This window comes from Gilliamella apicola, from assembly GCF_003202655.1.
In the GTDB taxonomy this organism is placed as follows: domain Bacteria; phylum Pseudomonadota; class Gammaproteobacteria; order Enterobacterales; family Orbaceae; genus Gilliamella; species Gilliamella apicola_R.
Genome location: NZ_QGLR01000007.1, coordinates 154,985 through 179,717 on the forward strand (window position 1 = coordinate 154,985; position 24,733 = coordinate 179,717).

Consider the following 24,733-nt stretch of genomic DNA (forward strand, 5'->3'; position numbering starts at 1 on the left):
TGAATTGATAAGTTTTTTTAAACTAATAAGCTAGAAAATTCATCAAATGAAGTAACTAGGGTTGTTTCTTCGAACGTTTCTAAATCTTCCTCTTTTAATAAATCCATACATTTTTTATTGGCCGTCATTAGTGGAAAATCTGAACAAGTAAAAATCATTGGATATTGGTGAATAAGTAAATAAATGGCTTTTTCTAATTCAATATGATCACAAGGACGTAAAATATCGATTGATGAAACTATACTTTCATCCTCTTCGTCAAAAGAGAAAATTAAGGTACAAGAGTTAGATATAATTTTGTCATCATAAATCTCATCCCCATAGTCTAATGAATATTCTTCATCATTTACTTTCGTGCAATACGGACTAAATGCATTTAAAACCATGTTTTACCGAACAGAGTTATCCATTGCAATAATGCCATATTCAATTCCCATACTATTTCTTCCTTAAATACGTATAATTGAGGTGAAAATCAATAATTATCAGTATAGAACCATAAAGAAAGATAATAAATAGTGATACCCAAAATTAGAACGGAAATCAAATGGGTTAAGACTGATAGTTTAATTAATTTTTCAATCATTCATTATTAATTAGTGAATTGAAATATAATAAATTCATTACATTCTTATAAATAACGCTAGACCAAGCTTTCAGAATCATTACAATATACGCCATCAATCATCTAGTAATATCATTGAGTTGCTAGTTTTAATCAATTAAACGGATAATGTTTTATGGCGCAATATGTCTATACCATGAACCGCGTGGGGAAGATTGTTCCTCCTAAACGCTATATTTTGAAAGATATCTCTTTAAGTTTTTTTCCGGGAGCTAAAATAGGTGTTCTTGGCTTAAATGGAGCAGGTAAGTCTACATTACTACGCATTATGGCCGGAGTAGATACCGAGATTGAAGGTGAAGCTCGTCCACAACCGGGTATTAAAATCGGTTATTTACCTCAAGAACCTAAACTTGATCCTAAACAGACTGTACGTGAAGCAATTGAACAGGCTGTTGGCGATGCTAAAAACGCTTTGGCTAGGTTAGATGAAGTCTATGCGGCTTATGCCGATCCTGATGCTGATTTTGATAAATTAGCTAAAGAACAAGCCGAGCTTGAAGCAATAATTCAATCGCAAGATGCCCACAATCTTGATAACCAATTAGAGCGTGCAGCTGATGCCTTACGTTTACCTGATTGGGATGCGAAAATTGAAAATTTATCTGGTGGTGAACGTCGCCGCGTTGCTATCTGTCAATTATTGCTTGAAAAACCAGATATGTTATTAATTGACGAACCAACCAACCATTTGGATGCTGAATCGGTTGCTTGGTTAGAGCGTTTTTTACATGATTATGAAGGTACAGTGGTTGCTGTTACCCATGACCGTTACTTCTTAGATAATGTTGCCGGTTGGATTTTAGAACTTGACCGTGGTGAAGGGATCCCATGGGAAGGAAATTACTCATCTTGGCTTGAACAGAAAGATCAGCGATTAGCTCAAGAAGCGGCAACCGAATCGGCGCGTCGTAAATCAATTGAAAAAGAATTAGAGTGGGTACGGCAAAATCCAAAAGGTCGTCAAGCAAAAAGCAAAGCACGGTTAGCGCGTTTTGAAGAATTAAATAGCAATGATTACCAAAAACGTAATGAAACCAATGAGCTCTTCATTCCACCTGGGCAACGTTTAGGTGATAAAGTTATCGAAGTGGCTAATTTAACCAAATCATATGGTGATCGCGTATTAATTGATAATCTTTCTTTTAGCATTCCTAAAGGAGCAATCGTTGGTATTATTGGGCCTAATGGTGCCGGTAAATCAACGCTATTTAGAATGTTGTCAGGTAAAGAGCAGCCAGATTCAGGTACTATTACCTTAGGTGATACAGTACAATTAGCCTCGGTTGATCAGTTCCGCGATAGTATGGATGATAAAAAAACCGTTTGGGATGAAATTTCTAATGGTCAAGATATCATGCGTATTGGTAATTTTGAGATCCCAAGTCGTGCATATGTAGGACGTTTTAATTTTAAAGGGGTCGATCAGCAAAAACGTGTGGGTGAACTATCAGGCGGTGAACGCGGACGTGTGCATTTAGCTAAATTATTACAAGTTGGTGGTAATGTACTATTACTTGATGAACCGACCAATGATCTTGATGTCGAAACCTTGCGTGCGCTGGAAAATGCCTTATTAGAGTTTCCGGGCTGTGCGTTAGTCATTTCGCATGACCGTTGGTTCTTAGACCGCATCGCCACTCATATTTTAGATTACCAAGACGAAGGGCATGTTGAGTTCTTTGAAGGTAACTTTACCGAATATGAAGAGTGGAAAAAACGCACTTTAGGGGCAGAAGCACTTGAACCTAAACGTGCTAAATATAAACGAATTGCCAAATAACTTTATAAGAAAATTCCGCCGATAATTATCGGCGGTTTTTTTATTACTAAATAAAAAAAATTTACAGCAAGGATTTGGATGTCTTAACCAACTTAGCGAAAGTATCGGTTAATAATCGAGGAATTGCTGTGGCACCACGCGCTTTAGCATCATCACAAACCGCAATCGCTAAATCGGGCTTTGAACTTTTGTGGATCGCTTTTTGAATAATTTTCGGTACTGACATATCAATATGGGCAACAGTATTATAAGCAGCTAACTTGTATACGTGACTAAAACCATGTTTAAATAGAAAGTTTTCAATGTCACGGGCTGGCAATACGGTGATATAATCATTTAAACTTTCACCTGGTTCACATTGTGATTGTACCGTTTGAGCATATTTTTTACCTGCCATATCACCATCGGTGATTACATACCAACGAATACCCATTCTATTCGCATAGTGAATTAATGGTTTTAAACCACACTGTGCAAATTCCAACAACTGAATTCCTTCCGAACTTAAGTGATAGCCGCTTTGTTCGGCAAGCTCTCTAAGTAACCAAACTTCAGTTTCACCTTCAACCAACAACCAACAACGGGCAAATAGTGCAGTAGGGCGTCGATAAAGTACATGGAATAAAATGCGTCGACTATCGCCAACACTTAACGAATGAGGGGCAATATACTTACTGACAATTTGTTCGGGTTGGCGAATTAATCGGTAAATACTCTCTAAAGGAAACAGAGAGACTAAATCACTTGAGTTGGAAGTAATAATTTTTTGCGAAGGTAAATTTTTTAATAAACGAAAGCCAACCGAGAGAATAATTGGATGTAACTGACTTTCGGGTTCTTCTAAAACTAAAATTGGTACTGAACTGTGAGAGAGAGGATTATCACCTTTAGCATTAACAATCGAACCAAATATACCTAAAAGTGCGGTACGAAGATAATCATTATCTAAATCATCTAAGACATTATTGATTCGTTCGAGCGAATTCCAATCTTCGGTTTTTGGACTACTTTTTTGTGCTAATTTTTTATAGTTAGATCGTTGTTGAGAATCAACAAAATAGTATGCTAATAATGAACGTGCTGCTTGTAATCCCCGATTAAGCTCATCCTGACTTAATTGTGCCGAATGTGCTTTTAATTGTTCAGATAGTTGATCAATAAAGTATTGAGATAATGGCTCATTAGTGACAGGTAAATCCTTGGCATTAACTGAATTTTTAAGCGGCATGACTGGATTTAAATTAATTAAAATAGCGATCAATAATTTGACATTATCCAGTTTCAACGGTTGCTCATATTCATTCAACAAATTATGCGCGGTGATAATATTGTCACTACTTTTTTCAGCACTGATTTGATAAGCAATTCGATATAAACCATCGGAAGGTGAACGATAACTAGCGACTTGCAATGGTTGATAGGCTTGCTCATTTAATTGATTTACATAAGATTCACAATAGACAACATTTATTGAGATATGATTACCATCATCATTATCATGATAGAAATCTGATTCGACAAATTGATAAAATTTATTATCGAGTGTAAGCAGCTTTAAAGCGCTAAGTAAGCTTGATTTACCCCATTGATTTTCACCAATCAGCACGCTAGATTTAGCATTAAGTTTCAATGAAAGCTGCTTAATTCCTCTAAATCCTTTGATATCAATTTGTTCAATAAACATGTCATGTCCTTATGGTTAAAGATGATACTTTTCAGTTCGTTTTGCAATACGCTCAGCTTTATGTTTAGCACTTGCAATTAATTCATCTTCATCTCGCAAAATGGCTTTAATCGGTTTCTTAAAATAGGCTCTTAAAAAACGCCAAATATCTCGCTGAGTTAATCCAATATTGATTGATGAAAAGTAAAGTCCAATTAAATCTTTATCACGCCAACGGGTAGGAACTTTATCGCGTGTTTGTGCTCGATGGAGATCAATCACTGAAAGTTTGATTTGCTGGTTATCTTCCAGTAGAGGTAAATCCAACAAGAAATGACACAAATAACAATCACGATGATTAACCCCCGCGCCATGCATTTTAGCTGTCATATCAGCTAAATAAATAGTTAACGCTCGTTTTAAATGATAACTAGGTGGATTAGTTAACCATGACCTAGTGAAATCTTCTAAACTGATAGTAGGATTAAGATCTTTGGTAATAATAAAAGAGTGTCTGGTCAGAGGATTTAATCCTTTGCGTCCAAATGCTCGGCCGTCCATCGTATTCACGCCAGCTTGCTCTAAACGATGAATCGCATCCCACTCTTGTTTCGCATCTAAAACCGGTAAGCGTAGCGAAATCAGATTTTTTACAATTTCTTTAACCGTTGTGCCACGATGAATTTTAATAAAATAGGATTGGCCATCTAATTGAAAATTTAGAGTTTTGCGTTGTTTAACAGCACGATAAACTTTACCTGAAATCAATTCAACTTCGGTGAAGGGATCTTTACCTTGCCATAATTCTTTGAATGGTGATTTAAGTTTTACTTCATTCATAATGACATCCTAAAATAATGTCAGCTGCACGCTGTGCTAGATGATATAAATCTTCACTATTACCATAAGCAATAGCATTATTATGCCAAGTAATCCATTGCGTTTTATCAATAATTGTTTGCGCTAACACGTGATTTAATGCGTATTGATCATAAGGTTCTGGCAATACTATACCGGCATTAGCTTGGCTAATATGGTAAGCATATCCCGAAATACCGGAAACAATCACCGGCACGCCTGCGGCTAATGCTTCAATCAATACCATGCCTGCGGCTTCTTGTCTAGCCGGATGCAACAATAGATCGGCGGAAAATAAAAAATCAGGAATATCATTACGACCAGAAAAGAAACGCACCTGTTTAGCAATAGCTAACTCATCGGCCAATTTTTGATATGGCTCAGGTTTATCTTGGCCAACCACCAAATAGGTAACTTTTTGCTTGAGGTCGTTAGGTAAAGCCGCAATTGCTTTCAATGTGCGATCAACGCCTTTACGTTTAAAATCTGAGCCAATTTGCACAATCACAAAATCATCAAGACTAATTTGATTAGCTAATCGAAATTGTTGACGTTTTTGAGGCGAATCAACACTATATTTTCGATCTAAAGCAATGCCAGGTGGCAATAGAAAGAACCGCTCATCTTGAGTATGGTAATGATTTTTAAAATCTTGAATTTGTTGCTTAGTTAACACCATGATTTTGGTGGATGAACTAGGAGCAAATACCGCTTGTTCAAATGCTAAATAGTGTTTACAACGTTTTGATAGTTTATAAAAAAAGCCTTTATGGGCAGCTTTTTCAGCAAAACAAGTATCGCCGGCAAAATAGACATCCAAGCCCGGCATTTTGTTAAAACCAACCACACAATTGACTGGATTAGCTTGTAAGTGGCTCTTCACCCAATGATAATAGGCTTGATTACGACTATGGTTAGATAATCCTTTTTTCGGAACGATAATAATATCAAAGCCAGCCGGTCTATCGCCTTGCCAGTCCAATACATAAACACGGATCTGATGACCTCGAGCTTGGCAAGCAGTAGCAATTTGTAAAAAATCGCGTTGCAAACCACCAAAAGGGAAAAATTTATAAATACAAAAAGCCAGTTGCATGCAGATTATCTCAAGTTAGAAAACATCATTATATACTTGTTGATAAAAAGGGGCAAAAATACCCTGAATAAATTTATCGCAAAACTAATATATTGTTTTATAAATAATTAAATTAAAAAACAATTAATTTAAATAGCGAATTACTGAAAAAATAGAAACCATATCTTAATTTTTTATTTTCGATTAAAAACAGAGCCAAAATAAATGGAATTAAAAAGTAGATAAATGTAACATGATCATCATTATTACCACTTAATTGACAAAGTGGGCTTAGCCCTTAAAACGGCTATTCATCGATACTTATTGATTACCAATATATTTATAGCGAATAACAGCAATAATTAGCTAATTAACCTTAGCATAAAGCTTATTTTGTTCATCATAAATGATCTATTGTAATAGATATGTTTAATTTCTCTAAACACAATCCATTAAGTTGATAAGGTCAATATCTGGATAGTAAGATAAAAAATTTTGAGGCATGTTTTTTTAGCTAAATCATTTACTTTTTAGCTATCAATTTCAAATATAATTGTGCTTATTAATAGTTAAAATATACGTTCCTCAATCTTTTTTCCATATTGTTTTCAATTTATTATTCAAAATAATAAGGATCACCAATGGCGCTACCTTGAGCGCCAAATTGGCGTAAATTATTATCAACCGCATTCATTGATTGCCAATGATTTTCACACCAATCCGGTGCCAGTAACGTTGGTTTTCTCGCATTGGCTGAGATTCGATGATATAAAATATTGGCAGGCGTTTGTCGAATAATATCTCCGGCAATATCGACATACTCTTCTAAAGATAACACCGCAATTCGCCCGGCTCGCCATGCTTTAGCCATAATACTGCCTTCAACGATATGTAACGGATGAATTTTTAAGCCATCAACGCCACTGTCTAACACGCGGTTAAGGGTGATAAGATTGTCATGTTTATTCTCTTTAGGTAGACCAATAATAAGATGGGTACAAACTTTTATACCTAATTGTCGCGCTTTTTGTACTGTTTGATGATAGTCATCAAACGTGTGCCCTCGATTAATATGGTGTAATGTTTTGTCGTGAGCGGTTTGTAAACCGAGTTCTAACCAAACTTCGTAACCTTGATTCTGATAATCAGCAAGCAAATCTAATGCTTCTTTGGGTACACAATCTGGACGTGTACCAACACAAAGACCAACAATGTCGGCACTGTTTAGCGCTTCTTGATACATATTTTTAAGAATTTCGACTTCAGCATAGGTACTGGTATAGGCCTGAAAATAAGAAAGATAACGTTTAGATTTTTTCATTTGCTTGGCTTGCGATAGCAATTGATCTGATATTGATTTAATCTGAATTGATTCATCAATGATGGATGCCACATTACAAAAGGTACAACCACCTTGCCCTATAGTACCGTCACGATTGGGGCAGCTAAAACCACCATGTAAAGTGAGCTTATAGATTTTTTCGCCATAGCGACGTTGCAAATCTGAACCGAAGGTATTGACCACTAAATGAAGTTGCATAATAAACCAAACAAAATTTTTGGCTATTTTACCAAGATATGTAAGATACTCAATGGCTATTAAGCTAAGGGAAACAACTAATCAAATGGTTAGTTTTGTAAGATATAATCTTCGTCTTCACCGTTTGGGTAATTTTTATAAATATGCAGTAACTTGATTTGCTCTCCTTTTTTAGCATCATTTAAACTATATTCGTCTCTTAAACTGACCGTTATTTTGTAAGGTTGGTTGTTAGGCAAAGCGCATAGGCTATCAGCTCTCGTTTCAGTAATATTTGCAGCCGTGACTAACACCTCTAATTCAACATTATTATATTCTCGTTCTGGTAGAGTTTTACCATTATCATCGCTAGGCGAGAATGACATAATGGCGATTTGTGGATCTGCAAGAAGTGTACCGGTTAATAAACAAATATTAACCTGACTAGCATTAACCGATAGGCTAAAAAAATAGCTAATAGATAAAACCACAGACAAAATTATTTTTTTCATTTAGATGTAATTAAATAGCCAAATCTATTTTTGCTAGATTTTATACTTAATGATAAATATATCAATTAGATTATAAATATTTTGTAATCGATAGTTTTATTTGCATTTATATTAAAGAAAATATTTTTAGTTAAAATTTAGCTTCACGCTTTAAAAGGTGAAAAATCAACGCTAAATGGTGAAACTATAGAGAGTTGACGAGCGTTTTTTGTCGGCTTAAATTTGGCTAATTTAGCTAATGAAGTTAATTAACAACTTAATAATATATAAATATTATTTATAACATCAAAAAAAGATTGAAATTCAACGCTGATTAAGTGACGATAATGTAATATTTTTTATACTAATCAAGTACTGTAACGAGCCGTTAGGCTGACGTAATTGCTTACAAGGAGCCAATATGTTTAGTAAACAAATGACCATTGCCGATTATGATCAAGAATTGTGGAATGCTATTAAAGGTGAAGAACAACGCCAAGAAGATCACTTAGAACTTATCGCATCGGAAAACTATACCAGCCCAAGAGTGATGCAGGCACAAGGTACGCAATTAACTAACAAATATGCTGAAGGTTATCCAGGTAAGCGTTATTACGGTGGTTGTGAATATGTTGATATTGTTGAGCAATTAGCGATTGAACGGGCTAAAGAGTTATTTGGTGCAGATTATGCTAATGTGCAACCACACTCAGGCTCACAAGCCAATTTTGCAGTCTATATGGCATTACTAAAACCGGGTGATACTGTGCTAGGCATGAATTTGTCTCAAGGTGGGCATTTAACTCATGGTTCACCAGTTAGCTTTTCTGGTAAGCTCTATAATGTGGTTGCTTATGGTGTTGACGAAACTGGACATATTGATTATGACCAATTAGCCCAGATAGCCTTAGATTCAAAACCAAAAATGATCATTGGTGGTTTTTCTGCTTATTCAGGGGTAGTTGATTGGCAACGGATGCGCGAAATAGCGGATAGTGTTGGTGCTTTCTTATTTGTGGATATGGCGCATGTGGCTGGTTTAGTGGCAGCCGGTGTTTATCCAAACCCTGTACCATTTGCTCATGTCGTGACAACAACAACGCATAAAACCCTTGGTGGGCCACGTGGTGGTCTTATTTTGGCCAAAGGTGGCAGTGAAGATCTTTACAAAAAATTAAATTCTGCTGTCTTTCCTGGGGCGCAAGGTGGTCCGTTAATGCATGTCATTGCTGCCAAAGCCGTTGCCTTAAAAGAGGCGATGGAACCCGCTTATAAAGAGTACCAAAAACAAGTTGTTAAAAATGCTCAAGCGATGGTTGATGTGATCATCAAACGTGGCTACAAAGTCGTGTCAGGCGAAACTCAAAATCATCTATTCCTAATTGATTTGGTTGATAAAAAGATAACAGGTAAAGAGGCGGATGCCGCTTTAGGTAGTGCGAATATCACCGTCAATAAAAATAGCGTACCAAACGATCCTCAAAGCCCATTTGTGACATCTGGAGTGCGAATTGGTACCCCAGCTGTGACTCGTCGAGGTTTTAAAGAAGAAGAGTCTCGTGAATTAGCTAACTGGATTTGTGACGTGTTAGATAACATTGATGATGAACAAGCTATTCAAGCCGTTAAACAAAAAGTATTGGCAATTTGCCATCGATTACCGGTTTATCAACATTAATAAGAAAATTTCGCCGACGTAATGTCGGCGAAAAATATTATAGCCTATTAGTTTTTCTGTTCGTTTTGAGTTTGACTTTGGCTTTGGATTAACTGCTGTTGCTGTTGTTTAAAATAATCGGCAATATCATTTTTAAACCATAAAGCAGTGCCAACCAGAACTACCCCAACTAAGATTGCTGACCAGAATATTATCCGTGCTTTTTTATTGCGTTTTCTTAAAGGGTCAGTTAAATTTCGTTTAGCATTGGCGGGTAATTCCGCTTTACTGGTAAGTAATCCACCTAATAGTAAATTGATTTTTACTTGACCATTAATCGCCCAACCTGAAGCTTCCAGTAATGGACCAAGTGTTCTCCTGCGTAATTTTAACCAAGCTAATATTACTGATGGCCCAGATATAATTAAGAACAAACCTAAAATCACTAATGGAAATTGCCACCAAGTGAGAGAGAAGATAGCCTGAAAAATGGTTGCCAGTGCAGTACCAATAGCGCCGATCGCTAGACCAATAGCTGCGAAGATACCAACACTCTTACCAATATCAAATTTATTTTCTGGATTTTGGATTGCTTGGGTACTGGTCTTTTCTATATCGGCGTCTTTACTGCTCGCCCATTTATTAATTTGTTCGGTAATTAAGCGGCCAATTCGTTGATAAGGGGCCCAAATTGCTTGTTGTATGCTAATTGGTTTAGTTATCATTTTAACCACATTGGCATCCCAATCATTGCCCTCATTATCAATAAATACCCCATTACGCCCTTCCATTAGTAAATCACCTTGTCCGGCGGTAATCGCGGCAACAATCGTCTGTTTTTGACCGTGCCTTGTACATTCACAATAAAGTAAACAAAGTTCTGAATAATCAGCCATAGTCGAATGTTTAGCGATGTTATCAACGGCAACACAAAGCGTAGCACAACGACCATCAATATAAAGTTTGCCTAATTGAAAAGCAGCATAATGGTCAAGTGAGAAGAATTCCGCAAATGAAGCAAAATTAATCAATAAACGATAAAAATGTTTTTGAAATAGCACTAGTTTTTCTAACACAAAAACATCTGATGCTGAAATTGGTGTTTTATTATCTTGGTCAACCATTTTTTCAAATTCGCTTAATAAATTACCATTGGTAAAATTGGCGATCTGATTGCTAGGAATATCCTCAATACTCGCAGTAGGTTTAGTTGCTACGTTTAATTGTTGCATATCTGGTTTAGAACTAATTAACGTGGCATAGGCATTAAGACCCGTTTGAATATCTTGCCACTCTTGTGATGTTAATTGGTTAGGATCGGTTAAATGGGATGCCACTAAAGCCCTAAATCGAATAATTTTACTTTTCCAAAGTGGATTAAGACCGTTAACCAGATCTAATGAATTATTGCTATCAATTTTAGATAACGGCAGTTCAGCTAGGGCTTGATCTGACAGTAAGCCATTTTGCGTTGGAACAATATATTTCTCATCAACGTTGAGTGCATTTTGTGCTTGAGGAGCATATTGCGCTAATTCAACCCGCAGAAAATAGTCATCAATTTTCGGTTTTAATTCTTGAACCAACTTCCATATTTCAGAACGATTTTCCCCAAAAGGGGTCTGAGTATTACTGATATCGGTTTGCCATGCTTGCCAGCTTTTTAGATTTTTTACAAAGGTTTGCGCAATTTCTAGATTTATGCCATCTTGCCCGCTCATATCTTTTTGGGCGCCGGTCGTTTTAATTGCTGTTTGAATAAAGTTCTGCATTTCTGGTGATAATTCGCCAGAGGGTGGAAAAATTAAATCGCCATTGTAGAGTTTGCTAGCATTAATTTTTAGCGATTGCTGGACATCATCTTGCGTTAAATAATCGGCTTGGCTCTTATTTAAATTCGCCAAAATACTATGCGCAGTAACTAATAATTTTTTACCTTGTTCTGTTGAATCATCAATTTGAGATAGTGGCAATGTTTCTGAGGATTGTACTATATTATCGAAAGAGACGATTTTATCTTTTGCCCAACTGATTGCATCTAAAATATCGGGAATACGAATGCGGCCATCGTTATCAGAATCTAACAATTGTAATGTTCTTTGATCAAAATCTAAACCGGTTGTCGGGCAACTAAGTGCAACCCATAATTTAGGATCTAAATTGGGTAAGTTGATAATGTCATCGGCATTTTTTAATACGACTTGATCTAATCCACCAACACGTTGAAATGTCCAAGTATGACGCATAATTACCTCCATACTGAAATATTATTAATTAATTCAATTATTAATAAGTATAGCAGTATTTTTGTTTAGAAGAGAAAAGGAATGCTCGCTGTTAAGAGCAGTTAATTGTATCTTTGATAATTGATTTTGGTTGCCAATAGCAACTTTATGATAGAATAACGCCTTATTATTTAATATCCAAATAAAAAATATGTCATTAATAAATCTTACCAATGCTTATCTGTCATTTAGTGATGCGCCACTTCTTGACCATATCGATATGTCGATTGAAATCAACGAGCGAGTCTGTCTTGTTGGTCGTAACGGTGCCGGCAAATCGACTCTGTTAAAAGTTCTTAACAAAGAAGTTCCGTTGGATGAAGGGCAGATTGTTTATGAAAACAATGTAATAGTCTCTCGATTACAGCAAGATCCACCTCGTGATATTCAAGGTAATGTATTTGACTTTGTGGCGGAAGGCTTAAAAGAACAAGCTCAACTGTTAAAAGATTATTATGCATTGTCACATCTGGTTGAAGCGGATCCCAGTGAAAGTAATTTATCGAAATTAGCTAAAATGCAAGAACAGCTTGATCACCAAAATGGTTGGCAGTTGGATAATCGGATTCGTAATGTTATTTCTTCACTGTCATTAGATGGTGATGCGTTGCTCTCATCATTATCCGGTGGTTGGCTGCGTAAAGCGGCATTAGCTAAAGCACTCGTTTGCCAGCCATCAGTACTATTGCTTGATGAACCAACTAACCATTTAGATATCGATACCATAAAATGGTTGGAAGAGTTTCTAAAAAGCTTCAATGGCAGCATTGTATTTATATCACATGACCGATCTTTTATACGCCAAATGGCGACGCGAATTATAGATTTAGATCGTGGTAAGGTTGCCTCTTGGGGTGGGGATTATGACAGTTATCTGTTAGGTAAAGAAGAAGCTCTGCGTGTTGAAGAGTTACAAAATGCCGAATTTGATAAAAAGCTCGCCCAAGAAGAAGTGTGGATCCGTCAAGGTATTAAAGCTCGTCGAACTCGTAATGAGGGTAGGGTGAGAGCATTAAAAGCGATGAGGCAAGAGTATTCACAGCGTCGTCAAGTTATGGGCAATGCAAAAATGCAGATCGAAGAAGCACTGCGTTCAGGTAAAATTGTCTTTGAGTTGGATAATGTCAGTTATCAAATAGATGATAAAGTCTTAGTCAAGGACTTCACGGTACAAGTCTTACGCGGTGATAAAATTGCTTTGATTGGTCCAAATGGTATTGGAAAAACCACATTATTAAAACTCATGCTAGGTAGTTTAGCACCGACTTCCGGCAGTGTTCATTGTGGAACTAAACTTGAAGTGGCTTATTTTGATCAGTATCGATTAGAGCTTGATCCTGAAAAAACGGTTATGGATAACCTGGCAGAAGGTAAGCAAGAGGTGATGGTAAATGGTCGCTCAAGACATGTACTTGGTTATTTGCAAGATTTCCTCTTTCCACCAAAACGCGCTAGAACGCCGGTCAGAGCGCTATCTGGTGGCGAGCGAAATCGCTTATTATTAGCAAAACTCTTTTTAAAACCAAGTAATTTATTGGTGCTTGATGAACCAACTAATGACCTTGATATTGAAACGTTGGAACTATTAGAAGAACTTGTTAACGATTATCAAGGAACGGTTTTACTTGTTAGCCATGATCGGCAATTTGTCGATAACGTAGTTACCCAATGCTGGTTTTTTGAAGAGCAGGGGCGAATTGGTATCTATGCTGGTGGTTATACCGATGCATTGCAGCAGCAACAGCAAGCTAAACCGGTTAATAAGCAAGTAGCTACTAACAATATCAATGAATCGGCTAAAACTGACACCATAAATAGCGCAAGCGCCACGCCAGTAATTAAAAAGAAGGTAAAGTTAAGCTATAACGAACAACGCGAACTTACTCAGTTACCGCATAAAATCGAGGAGCTTGAAACCGCTATTGCCGATTTACAAGCACAAATTGGCCGTAGTGACTTTTTCAATCAACCTCATGAAGTAACCAACCCAATACTGCAATCTTTAACGGATAAAGAAGCGGAACTTGAAGCCGTCTTTGAACGCTGGGAACAGCTTGAAGCATTAAGTCAATAAGCGCTCAATGTGAGCGCTTATTTACCAAGTTCTTCTGGAAAGAAGGTAAAAGAGCATTAGGGCAATAGTCACAAAAACAGAACCGACAAAGCCAATGTAATGTGTGGATAAATAAACCAATACTTGGCTACCAACAAAAGCTCCCCCTCCGATACCGATATTATAAATGCCCGAATAAACCGAGGTTGCAATATCGGCAGCGTCAGGGGCTGCATCAATGACTTTACTTTGCATCACCATACTAATGATAGTAATGGCTAGCCCCCAAACCATACCTTGTAATATTGCGGTAATTAGGCTGAAAGAACAAACATAAAGTGATAACAAGCAGGTCAATAATAATAATGCCGGAATCACAAATATTGCGATGGGATGTGAATCAGCATATTTGGCAAAAATGACACTGCCAATCATACCTGAGAAACCAACAGCTAATAACAGACTAACGACAACATGCTCACTAAAACCGCCAACATTGAGCATAAATGGCGTAATATAAGTATAAGCTGTGAAATGACCAGTTATTATAATTGCGGTTAGCAAATAGATATTTAGTAATACTGGGCGTTTGAGTACTTTAGGAATATCTTTGATTAAAATCTTATTCAAACTTGGTACTGATGGTAACAAATAAAGTAGCGACAACATGACACAAAAGGCGATAAAACCAATACATAAAAAGGTTATTCGCCAGCCAACAAGTTGTCCGATCATGGTTCCAATTGGAATCCCTAAAACAGTTGCCATAGAAGTACCAACCACGATAAAGCCCATAGCTTTAGCTTTTTTGCCATTGGGTGCTAAACGAACAGCTAAAGGTGTGGTAATGGCCCAAAATACCGCATGTGCGCAAGCAATACCAATTCTTGCCACCATTAAACTGTAAAAACTCCAAGCAAAACCTGCAAGGATATGACTACCGATAAATAGACAAAACAAAAATATCAGTAGTTTTCGCCGATCCATTTTTGAAGTTAATACCGTTAACGGTAAAGATAATAACGATACGGTCCAAGCATAAATAGTTAATAATAGCCCGGCATGTGCGACATCCATCGAAAAACTTTCAGCAATATTCGGCAGTAATCCAACGGGAACAAATTCAGTCGTATTGAAAATAAAACCTGCAAAAGCAAGGCAAAGAATTGATGACCATATTCGAGACCGTTTATTGGCATTATTCATGATTAAAGTTATAGAGGGAATAGAGATTTAATAGTGTAATTATAGCTGAATCTATTTTACTATCAAACAGCGAAGATAAATAAATAACACGATTAAATTAATTATTTTTAAATTAAATCATTCAACGATTTTGGTGCGTGAATCAATAAGAGTATATACTATTACAACCTATAATAAATCGTTCGATTAACTATTATGAATCAACTTCTCATTACAGTTTGTCTACTTACTTGTAGTAATATTTTTATGACGTTCGCTTGGTACGGACATTTGCGTTTTATGCATAATCAAGTTTGGATTTTAGCGGTGCTTATTAGTTGGGGGATTGCCTTTTTTGAGTATTTGCTACAAGTGCCGGCAAACCGTATCGGCTTTCAAGTTGCCAGCGCAGGGCAATTAAAAATTATTCAAGAAGTGATCAGCTTGTCAGTATTTATTCCCTTTTCAATTTACATCTTAAAAGAACCGTTCAAAACCGATTATATTTGGGCTGGACTATGTTTACTCGGTGCAGTTTTTTTTATGTTTAAAGATAAAATTATTGCCTAACATAAATATTCAGTTTATGAACTTATTATATTTTACCCATTCAACCAATAATTATTTTTCCTAAAAAACAATAGTTTTTAAATATTATTGTGAGGTTAATCATAGAATAATAAATAGGTTTTTGGTCAGTAGTCATAACTGTTTTATTATGAACTAAATTAACATTTATAGATTACTGATAAATAAATTATACGTGCCAGAACTTGTAATTTCTTTATTTGCTCTATTTAGTGAAATTGTTTTTGTTGTTTACAATAGTATTTAAGGAGGCGTATATGTGTAACAAGTTTCTCAGCTCGTTTTTTATATCTATATTATTTTGCTTTAGTACTTATGCGATTGAAGCTAAAGATGTTACTACCGATCCAAACGATTTTTATCTTAAACTAGAACAGGCGCCGGACAGTTTGCTGTTGTTACCTCCACCACCAGCCTTTAATAGTGTCGATTTTTTAAAAGATAAAGCCATGTATGATTGGGGAAAATCGATGCGTAATACTGAACGGGGCAAACAAGCTTATCTTGATGCTGATTCGAGTAAAGATAATATTACCAAGCAATTTTCTCCTGCTTTTGGGTATGAAATTTCGGTTAGTAATTCACCAGAAATTTATAAACTTATTACCACAATGAAAGAAGATGCCGGTGATCTTGCTACCCGCTCTGCAAAACAGCATTATAATCGAATCAGACCATTTTCATTTTTTAATGAACCAACTTGCCGACCTGAGGACGAAAAAACACTATCCACTAATGGTTCATATCCTTCAGGTCACACTACAATGGGATTTGCTATAGCTTTGGTCTTAGCTGAGATCAACCCTGCGCGTCAAAATCAAATTTTGAAACGAGGTTATGACATTGGCGAAAGTCGAGTTATCTGTGGTTATCATTGGCAAAGTGATGTGGATGCTGCAAAAGTGATGGCAGCAGCAGTTGTTGCCCAATTACATACTAATTCAGCATTTATCGCACAATTAGCCAAAGCAAAAGCTGAGTTGAAAAAATTTAAGTAATTATAGATTTAATTACTCTATATTCAATAACCACAGATTTAGTAACCACAGAGCAATAATGTAGAACTTGCCAACTTAATTATATTGGTTGTTAAATCTTAACAACCAATATAGATCTGCACTATAAAGTTTTAAACGAAATATCAGGTAAAATCGTTTCGCCTTGCCAATAAAGTTGGCTAGCGACTTGAGCTGCAATTTTATAGTATAATTGGGTGAATTCGCTATCAGGATGGTTAATAACCGTCGGTTTACCAGAATCTAAATCTTGGCGTAATAGACGGTGCAGGGGAATTTGGCCAAGTAATTGAGTTTGGTATTTTTCAGCCAAATGTTTTGCGCCATCCTCACCAAAAATCGCTTCATGATGTCCACAATTTTCACAGATATGATAACTCATGTTTTCAATAATCCCCAGAGTTGGGATATTAACTTTGTTATACATAATGATTCCCTTTTTAGCATCAATTAATGCGATATCTTGCGGAGTAGTTACAATAACTGTTGCTGTGACAGGGACGTTTTGGGCAAGCGTTAATTGAATATCTCCTGTTCCCGGTGGCATATCCATAACTAAATAATCAAGCTCTGGCCAAAGCGTATCTTCTAAAATCTGACACAATGCTTTACTAGCCATTGGTCCTCGCCACACCATCGCGCCGTCAGCATCAACTAAATAACCGATAGAATTACTAGCAAGACCATAGGCCATAATCGGAGACATATGTTTATTATCTGGCGTTAATGGTTGCTCTTTTTCGGTACCAAGCATGGTTGGAATGGACGGTCCATAAATATCCGCATCTAATATCCCAACTTTTGCACCTTGCTTTTGTAATGCTAAAGCTAAATTGACCGCTGTTGATGATTTACCAACACCACCTTTACCGGAACTCACTGCAATAATATTTTTAACATTCTTAATAGGATGATGATTATTTGCTCGCTTTAATGTGGCAATATTATATTGAATATTCCAATTAACCTTGTCAACACCGTCTAATTGAAGCAATTGGGGGGTAACTGTAGCTTTAAGGTCTTCAAAGCCGGTCTGCCAAGCAAAAGGCATAACTAAGCTTATTAGCAGTTGGTGATCTATCAGCTCACATTGAGTCACTGCGCCTAGTTCAATCAAGTTTTTTTGTAATGTTGGATGATTAAAATTCTCAAGAATTATCTTTGCTTGCATGGAAATTTGCCTTGATTATTGCTATAAATTATTTATTTTACTTCAATTTGTAATAGATATTATCAATATCTTTAATGGATAATAAATGACAAAATTACCTTTTTCGTTCAACAATCAGATATAACAGCTATAAGATTGATTGACTATATAAAGAAATTTAATCAAATTATGGCATAAATCTAGCGATAATCACACGATTGATGTACTATTTCTGCCATTATGTAATTAAAGGTAATAATTCAACATGACAACTCAACGCAAAATATTAGTGACTTGTGCGCTCCCTTATGCAAATGGTTCAATTCACTTAGGTCATATGCTTGAACATATTCAAGCTGATGTATGGGTACGCTATCAACGTATGCGCGGTTATGAGATCTATTTTATTTGTGCCGATGATGCGCATGGAACGCCGATTATGCTCAAAGCTCAGCAATTAGGGGTCACACCTGAGGAGATGATTGCTGAAGTCAAAATCGAACATCAACGCGATTTTGCCGGATTTAACATTAGTTTTGATAACTATCACTCAACCCATAGTCCTGAAAATCGTCAAATATCAGAACAAATTTATAAACGTTTAAAAGCGAATGGTTATATTAAAACTAAGGTTATTTCACAACTGTTTGACCCTGAAAAACAGATGTTTTTACCAGATCGTTTTGTAAAAGGTACTTGCCCTCGTTGTAAAGCACCAGACCAATATGGCGACAATTGTGAAGTATGTAGCGCGACTTATAATCCTACTGATCTTATTGATCCTAAATCAGTCGTTTCAGGCGCAACCCCGATTTTGAAACAATCCGAGCATTTCTTCTTTGATTTACCTGAGTTTGCCACGATGTTACAAACGTGGATACGTTCAGGCACATTACAAGAACAAGTTGCTAATAAGATGCAAGAATGGTTTGAAGCAGGTCTACAACCGTGGGATATCAGCCGTGATGCCCCTTATTTTGGTTTTGAAATTCCAGACGCACCGGGTAAATATTTTTATGTTTGGTTAGATGCACCGATTGGTTATATGGGATCTTTCCTTAACTATTGCAACAAAAATAATAAAGCGATTTTTGATGAGTTCTGGAATAAAGATTCAACGACCGAGCTTTATCATTTTATTGGTAAAGATATTGTTTATTTCCATAGTTTGTTTTGGCCAGCAATGTTAGATGGTAGTGAACATCGCAAACCATCAAATATTTTTGTACACGGTTATGTAACCGTTGATGGTGCTAAAATGTCAAAATCTCGTGGTACTTTTATTCAAGCAAGTACCTATCTAAAACATCTGGATCCAGATTGTTTACGTTACTATTATGCCGCTAAATTATCACCACATATTGATGATATTGATCTTAATCTTGAAGATTTTGTTCAAAGAGTTAATAGTGATTTGGTTAATAAAGTGGTTAATATTGCATCGCGTTCGGCTGGATTTATTAGTAAAAGATTCGACGGCAAATTATCTGATAATATTGCTGCACCTGAACTTTACGCCTTATTTGTGGAAAAATCGCAAGTTATTGCTGATGCTTTTGAAAAACGAGAGTCAGGTAAAGCGGTACGTGAAATTATGGCTTTAGCTGACGAAGCTAACCGCTACATTGATGAAAAAGCGCCGTGGGTGGTTGCTAAACAGGAAGGGCAAGATCAGCAATTACAAGATATTTGTTCAATGGGTATTCATCTATTCCGTATTTTAATGACCTATTTAAAACCTATCGTTCCGGCATTAGCTGAACGTAGTGAAGCATTTTTAAATAGTCAATTAGAATGGCATACAATTGATAAAGCCTTAACAGGTCATAAAATTAATAGTTTCAAAGCATTATTTAACCGAATTGATATGGATAAAATCACAGCTATGATTGAAGAAACTAAACAGCAAGCTGCATCAAGCACATCTGTAAAAGAAAAAGTAGCCGAACCAATAGCTGAAACCATAAATTTTGATGATTTTGCTAAAGTAGATATGCGAGTAGCTTTAATTAAAAACGCCAGTTTTGTTGAAGGCTCGGATAAATTATTGCAATTAACGCTAGATATTGGCGATGAAACCCGAAACGTCTTTTCCGGTATCAAACAATACTACCCAGATCCGCAAGTATTAATCGGGCGTTTAACCATTATGATTGCTAACTTAGCTCCGCGAAAAATGCGTTTTGGTGTTTCAGAGGGTATGGTGCTTTGTGCTAGTGGTAAAGATGACAGTGAAGGTGTTTATCTATTATCACCTGATAGTGGTGCTAAACCAGGTATGCGTATCTCTTAACGCGCTTTTCTTAATCCTTAAAAAGGGCATCTTAATAAAGCTGATATGTTAAGATGCCTATAAGAAAAGAAGATGAAAATGTTCAAAAAAACTCAATAATAGCAAAGATTAATAACAAATAGTAACTATGTAACAAGAACAGAATAAAACTTACATCTGCAAATAAATAAGTAAATCTTTGCCGATTTTGTTGAATAAACTTTCCTTAATGGTTAACCCAACCACCTGAAAAAACATCAAATAATTCACAATCCAAGTCACCTTAATTCGATTTAGCCAACATCAAAAATAATAATTATCTAATAACTGATTAATGATGGATATTTATTCAACGTGCGGTTAAAAAAACAGAAGAGTTAGTTACGAAAATTACTCCTAATGTATTTGGTAAAATGTAATTATGATTTGATAGTCCTCTTAATTTTGAGATCTAAAAAGTTTAGACATTCTCATCTTTAGGTATTTTTGTTTAGGAAAGTTAACAGTTAAGCGAAGAAAATAGGTTGTGGAGATTTTTTTCGATCTTTATACTATCCTAATATTCCTAATATTTTAAAGGAAGTTAGAGGCTATAGTTTAGTCGCCAAAGTTATAAAATATAAATTAAACATAGAGTTATTTGACAGGATCGTCAGAATGGAGTATAATTTCCACCCCCTAACATGGACAACCTATAATTTAAATTCAGCTAAGTTAAGTTTACAACCTTTATTTTTCACTCCAATTTATTTGTTATTAAAATTTTGCGGAATCGTGCGAGTTTTATCACGATCGTTAGATCGTTGTGTTTTATTTCAGCAGATCTTTTTAGGATTACTATTTGGTTTATTGTTAATAACTTCCTATTCTAGCCTTGCCTTAACCTCTAAAACTACGAATATAATTAATGGCAATGCGCCTTATTTAACCTTCGATGGTGGTCGTACCCATGCGAAAAACACCAACGGTTTGCTCGAGATATCCCTTTCTGATGGTAGCTCATTCACTCCCTCATCCCGTAATTCAAAAAACAATCCTATCGTTTTACCTGTCGCAGGTCAGAGTTTTGTGGATATTGATATGTTAGTGCCAACGAACACAGATTCTATTGCATTAAGTTCACTTATTGGTCCTCCTTATAATTATTGGGGGGATGATGATGGTGATGGTCAGGGGATTGATGGTATTAGTTCTACCGGTAGTTTAAGCTTATCCATTGTTGATAGAGATAATCAGCCAGTTGCTCGCAACACGAAGTTAGATATATGTAAAGCACCTTATCAATTAACCTTATCTACTACTAGTGGTTCATTAAAAACACGTTATGGTGTGCCTAATGAAAGTCATTTTGGTGCGAGTAAGGTCACTTATTATATTAATCCTAAGCCAGTACCAGAGATTTGTTTTATTAGACCTATCATGGGTGCTAATTTTTCAAAAGGTAAATATGCAGGTCCAGCATCCATATGGGACCCTGGTTATGGTTTTCTTCCCCAGCCAGTTACGCCATCGTCTTACGGTTTAAATTTCCCTACAACGGGAGCTAATAATTTATATTTTGATTTAAATATAGGCGGTGTAGCTCAGCCTTTAACGTGGAAAGCGGTTTCAGCTAATGGTGATATTAAGGTAACGATGACCAATTCAAAACGGGATAGTGTTCGGATCACATTAACTGGTCCAGTCGCAAAAGACTCGCAATGGAGTTTAGATAACCCGGGTAATATCGATAAACCATCTTTACCTCAGGTAATTGAGTTAGTTGGTCTTGACAGTAATAATAATGAAGTCCTTAAGTATGGTTTTGTGTTAAAGCAGTGGTTTGTGAATCGCGGTAATAGAATGTACACTTATGCTAGTATGTCATCTTGGTGTACTAATATTGGTTACCGTTTGTCTAAGATTAAAGATTTAACTAATGCTAATTATAATAATTTAGGTGCTACACCTTCATCATTGGGCAATCATCTTCAGCGTACCATTGGAGCCGGGTTCTTCTCAGAGTGGCCCACTCCCGCTTCTTACAAGGGTGGCAACTTCGTCAACTATTACTATTGGGCGAGTGATCCAACGAATTTGCGCGTTGTAGCGCATACAGGTCAAGTGTCGAAGTTTACGGCGACTAACGGAAGCTTTCACGGGGTTTGCGTTTATCCTTAGCGCTTATTTCTTAGTCCTTGGGTAAAGGCTCTGAGGATAGGAAAAATCGAGTTAGTTAGCTATAGAATAATTGCCTTTTAAAGACAATGGGTTAACGAAGTGAGCGATAAAAAGCGATTTATAAACGTTAGCATGAACCATCCGTTCTAATCGGGCGGATTTATTTTTGAGGAAAGGTGTTTTTTGGTGAAAATTTTTAATCAATAAACATCGGCTGACGGTATAGGGTTTTTGACTATTTTTATAAAAAGATATCCTATTTTATAAATTGCAAAATGAATGTAATTAACAACAACTTTTTATTACCCCTTTATTTAAAAAATGACTATATTGGCGAAGTTGTTTGAACTTATTAACTCTATATTATTCCTAAATTAATACAGATTGCTGGTCTAGGTTACCTGATTATTTCTACAAAAAGATAATTTTTTTTATTAAGTACATAATGACTGTAGTCAACAAAAATCTGTTATAGCTTTTTATGTAAAATAGTTACTGTAAGGGATAGTATTCCGGTTATTTAACCTAAATCCATAGAATAAATTGTACCCCTTAAATTCAGTTATATGAATGATTTAGACATTTCTATCTTTTAGTAAACTCTTTACGAAAGTTAACAATAAAAAATAAAAAAATGTTGCATCGCGTTTTTCCAGTCACTATACTTTTTTAACCGTTTAATGTAAACGGTTAAAATCCAATTGGTGTTGTAAAATTGGAAATAAATCAAAATATTACTTAATGGATTGTCGAGATGTATTCTAATATTAAACAAGCAGCATGGACAACCTATAATTTAACTTGGTCAGCGATAAGGATATGCTCACAACCTCTATTTTTTAGAAAAATTTGTTTTTTATCGAAGTTCCGTGGAATTACGAGAGTTTTATCGCAATCCTGGCATCATTCTTTTTTATTACGGCGAATCTTTTTAGGGGTATCATTTGTCTTGTCGTTAATAATTTCCCATTCTAGCCAGGCATTAACTTCTAAAACTTCGAATATCATTCATGGTAATGCGCCTTATCTAACCTTCGACGGTGGTATCACACATGCAACAAACACTGACGCTCTACTCGGGATATCCCTTTCGAATGGAGATAAATTTACCCCTACAAGAAATAATTCAAGTTTTGAAAGCCCAATTACGTTACCTGAACTTGATCAGAGTTTTGCAGATATTGGTATGTTGATACCAACTGATAAAAATTCAATCGAATTAAATTCTCTTATTGCACCACCCTATAATTATTGGGGGGATGATGATGGTGATGGTCAAGGGGTTAATGGTATAACAGCTACAGGTAGTTTAAGGTTATCTATTGTTGATAAAAATAATCAAGTCGTTACCCGTAATGAGGTACTGTCTATTTGTAACGCTCCTTATAAACTAACGTTATCTAATACTAACGGTACATTAAAGACAAGTTATGGCGTTCCTAATGAAAGTCGTTTTAATGCGAGTAGTGCAACCTACTATATTAATCCTAAAGCAGCGCCAGTGATTTGTTTTGCAAAACCTAACTTGAATAACGGTATTGGTGATCATGCCGGCCCTGCTACAATATGGGACTCTAGGAATGGCTTTCTTCGCCAGTCTAGTACACCTTCATCTTATGGTTCGAACTTTCCAACTACTGGCGCTAATGGTTTATATTTTGATTTAGATATAGGCGGTAGTAATCAAGTGTTAAATTGGGAACCAGTCTCTCTCGGTGGTATAACGGCTACTATGACGCCTTCAACCAATAATAGTGTTCGTGTCACTCTAACAGGCCCGGTCGCTGTCGAATCGCAATGGAGTATAGATAATCCGGGTAATATTCTTATCCCCTCTTTGCCTCAGGTATTTGAGTTAGTTGGTCGTGATAGTCGGGGTAATGCCGTCGTCAAATATGGTTTTAAGTTAAAACAATGGTTTGTCAACCGTGGTTCTGATAGGTACGACTATTCTAATACATCATCTTGGTGTACCAATATTGGATATCGTATAACTGAAGTTAGCGATTTAACTAATGCCTCTTGTCAAGGAGCAGGTTCGGGTCCTAGCTGTGAAGGTGCTGTTGGTGCTACACCTTCGTCACCTCATAATTATTATCAGCGTCAAATTGGTGCGGGGTTCTTTACGGAGTGGGGCTCAGTGAGCGATTACTATAATACCGATTTTATCAACCATTATTATTGGGCAAAAGTTGTAACGAATAGTAGCCAGTTTATTGTTGACTCGGACTCGGGTTTAATAGCTCAAAGTATTTCCGACTTTTACGGGCTTTGCGTCTATCCTTAACGTTAATTTCTTTGCGCTTTTTTGTGGAGTTAAACAGCTGGAGATAGGAAAAATAACCTTAGGAGA

At 36.2% G+C, this 24,733-nt stretch carries 17 protein-coding genes; 8 read left to right on the plus strand and 9 right to left on the minus strand.

Annotation, left to right across the window (positions count from 1 at the left end; genetic code table 11):
• Positions 1-17: 17 nt before the first annotated feature.
• Positions 18-386, minus strand: coding sequence for a hypothetical protein (locus DKK70_RS03585; protein ID WP_110432763.1), 369 nt, complete (start codon positions 384-386; stop codon positions 18-20).
• A gap of 354 nt (positions 387-740) precedes the next feature.
• Here DKK70_RS03585 and ettA point away from each other — a divergent pair, with 354 nt between their 5' ends.
• The gene (gene ettA / locus DKK70_RS03590) at positions 741-2,408 is read left to right on the plus strand and encodes an energy-dependent translational throttle protein EttA (protein WP_034902677.1); all 1,668 of its coding nucleotides are present in this window, start codon (positions 741-743) and stop codon (positions 2,406-2,408) included.
• A gap of 61 nt (positions 2,409-2,469) precedes the next feature.
• Here ettA and DKK70_RS03595 read toward each other — a convergent pair whose 3' ends face one another.
• The 5 genes from DKK70_RS03595 to DKK70_RS03615 all read right to left on the minus strand — a co-directional run bounded on the left by DKK70_RS03595 (position 2,470) and on the right by DKK70_RS03615 (position 8,035).
• On the minus strand, positions 2,470-4,092 hold the full coding sequence (locus tag DKK70_RS03595; RefSeq protein WP_110432764.1) for a DUF2813 domain-containing protein: 1,623 nt from the start codon (positions 4,090-4,092) through the stop codon (positions 2,470-2,472).
• A gap of 15 nt (positions 4,093-4,107) precedes the next feature.
• Positions 4,108-4,911 (minus strand): lipopolysaccharide core heptose(I) kinase RfaP, encoded by an 804-nt coding sequence (gene rfaP, locus DKK70_RS03600; RefSeq protein ID WP_110432765.1) that lies wholly within the window; start codon positions 4,909-4,911, stop codon positions 4,108-4,110.
• Positions 4,904-6,025 (minus strand): glycosyltransferase family 4 protein, encoded by a 1,122-nt coding sequence (locus tag DKK70_RS03605; RefSeq protein WP_110432766.1) that lies wholly within the window; start codon positions 6,023-6,025, stop codon positions 4,904-4,906. The genes rfaP and DKK70_RS03605 overlap by 8 nt, the downstream gene beginning before the upstream one ends.
• Positions 6,026-6,620: 595 nt before the next feature.
• Positions 6,621-7,544, minus strand: coding sequence for a TIGR01212 family radical SAM protein (locus DKK70_RS03610; RefSeq protein WP_110432767.1), 924 nt, complete (start codon positions 7,542-7,544; stop codon positions 6,621-6,623).
• Positions 7,545-7,633: 89 nt separating this feature from the next.
• Positions 7,634-8,035, minus strand: coding sequence for a hypothetical protein (locus DKK70_RS03615; protein WP_110432768.1), 402 nt, complete (start codon positions 8,033-8,035; stop codon positions 7,634-7,636).
• 400 nt (positions 8,036-8,435) lie between these two features.
• On the opposite strand from DKK70_RS03615, the gene glyA reads away from it, so the two are divergent.
• A complete protein-coding gene (glyA, locus tag DKK70_RS03620; protein ID WP_110432769.1) occupies positions 8,436-9,692 on the plus strand; it encodes a serine hydroxymethyltransferase in 1,257 nt (418 codons plus the stop codon).
• Between the two features lie 47 nt (positions 9,693-9,739).
• Here glyA and DKK70_RS03625 read toward each other — a convergent pair whose 3' ends face one another.
• Positions 9,740-11,917 carry a phage holin family protein gene (locus tag DKK70_RS03625; RefSeq protein WP_110432770.1) on the minus strand — a complete coding sequence of 726 codons (2,178 nt, stop codon included), beginning with the start codon at positions 11,915-11,917 and terminating at the stop codon, positions 9,740-9,742.
• 190 nt (positions 11,918-12,107) lie between these two features.
• On the opposite strand from DKK70_RS03625, the gene DKK70_RS03630 reads away from it, so the two are divergent.
• The gene (locus DKK70_RS03630; RefSeq protein ID WP_110432771.1) at positions 12,108-14,030 is read left to right on the plus strand and encodes an ABC transporter ATP-binding protein; all 1,923 of its coding nucleotides are present in this window, start codon (positions 12,108-12,110) and stop codon (positions 14,028-14,030) included.
• Positions 14,031-14,051: 21 nt separating this feature from the next.
• On the opposite strand, the gene DKK70_RS03635 is transcribed toward DKK70_RS03630, so the two are convergent.
• Positions 14,052-15,218, minus strand: a complete 1,167-nt coding sequence (locus tag DKK70_RS03635) for a sugar transporter (protein WP_375334967.1) — start codon at positions 15,216-15,218, stop codon at positions 14,052-14,054.
• Between the two features lie 192 nt (positions 15,219-15,410).
• On the opposite strand from DKK70_RS03635, the gene DKK70_RS03640 reads away from it, so the two are divergent.
• Both DKK70_RS03640 and DKK70_RS03645 read left to right on the plus strand, forming a co-directional pair.
• Positions 15,411-15,764 (plus strand): DMT family protein, encoded by a 354-nt coding sequence (locus DKK70_RS03640; RefSeq protein WP_034884659.1) that lies wholly within the window; start codon positions 15,411-15,413, stop codon positions 15,762-15,764.
• Between the two features lie 275 nt (positions 15,765-16,039).
• Entirely contained in the window at positions 16,040-16,780 is a 741-nt protein-coding gene (locus DKK70_RS03645; protein WP_110432773.1) for an acid phosphatase, read from the plus strand.
• Positions 16,781-16,901: 121 nt separating this feature from the next.
• Here DKK70_RS03645 and apbC read toward each other — a convergent pair whose 3' ends face one another.
• Positions 16,902-17,969 (minus strand): iron-sulfur cluster carrier protein ApbC, encoded by a 1,068-nt coding sequence (gene apbC / locus DKK70_RS03650; protein ID WP_110432774.1) that lies wholly within the window; start codon positions 17,967-17,969, stop codon positions 16,902-16,904.
• A 244-nt stretch (positions 17,970-18,213) separates the two neighbouring features.
• Here apbC and metG point away from each other — a divergent pair, with 244 nt between their 5' ends.
• The 3 genes from metG (at position 18,214) to DKK70_RS03665 (ending at position 24,667) form a co-directional block, all read left to right on the plus strand.
• A complete protein-coding gene (metG, locus tag DKK70_RS03655) occupies positions 18,214-20,241 on the plus strand; it encodes a methionine--tRNA ligase (protein WP_110432775.1) in 2,028 nt (675 codons plus the stop codon).
• 636 nt (positions 20,242-20,877) lie between these two features.
• A complete protein-coding gene (locus DKK70_RS03660) occupies positions 20,878-22,380 on the plus strand; it encodes a hypothetical protein (protein ID WP_110432776.1) in 1,503 nt (500 codons plus the stop codon).
• A 754-nt stretch (positions 22,381-23,134) separates the two neighbouring features.
• Entirely contained in the window at positions 23,135-24,667 is a 1,533-nt protein-coding gene (locus tag DKK70_RS03665; RefSeq protein ID WP_110432777.1) for a hypothetical protein, read from the plus strand.
• Positions 24,668-24,733: the final 66 nt, after the last annotated feature.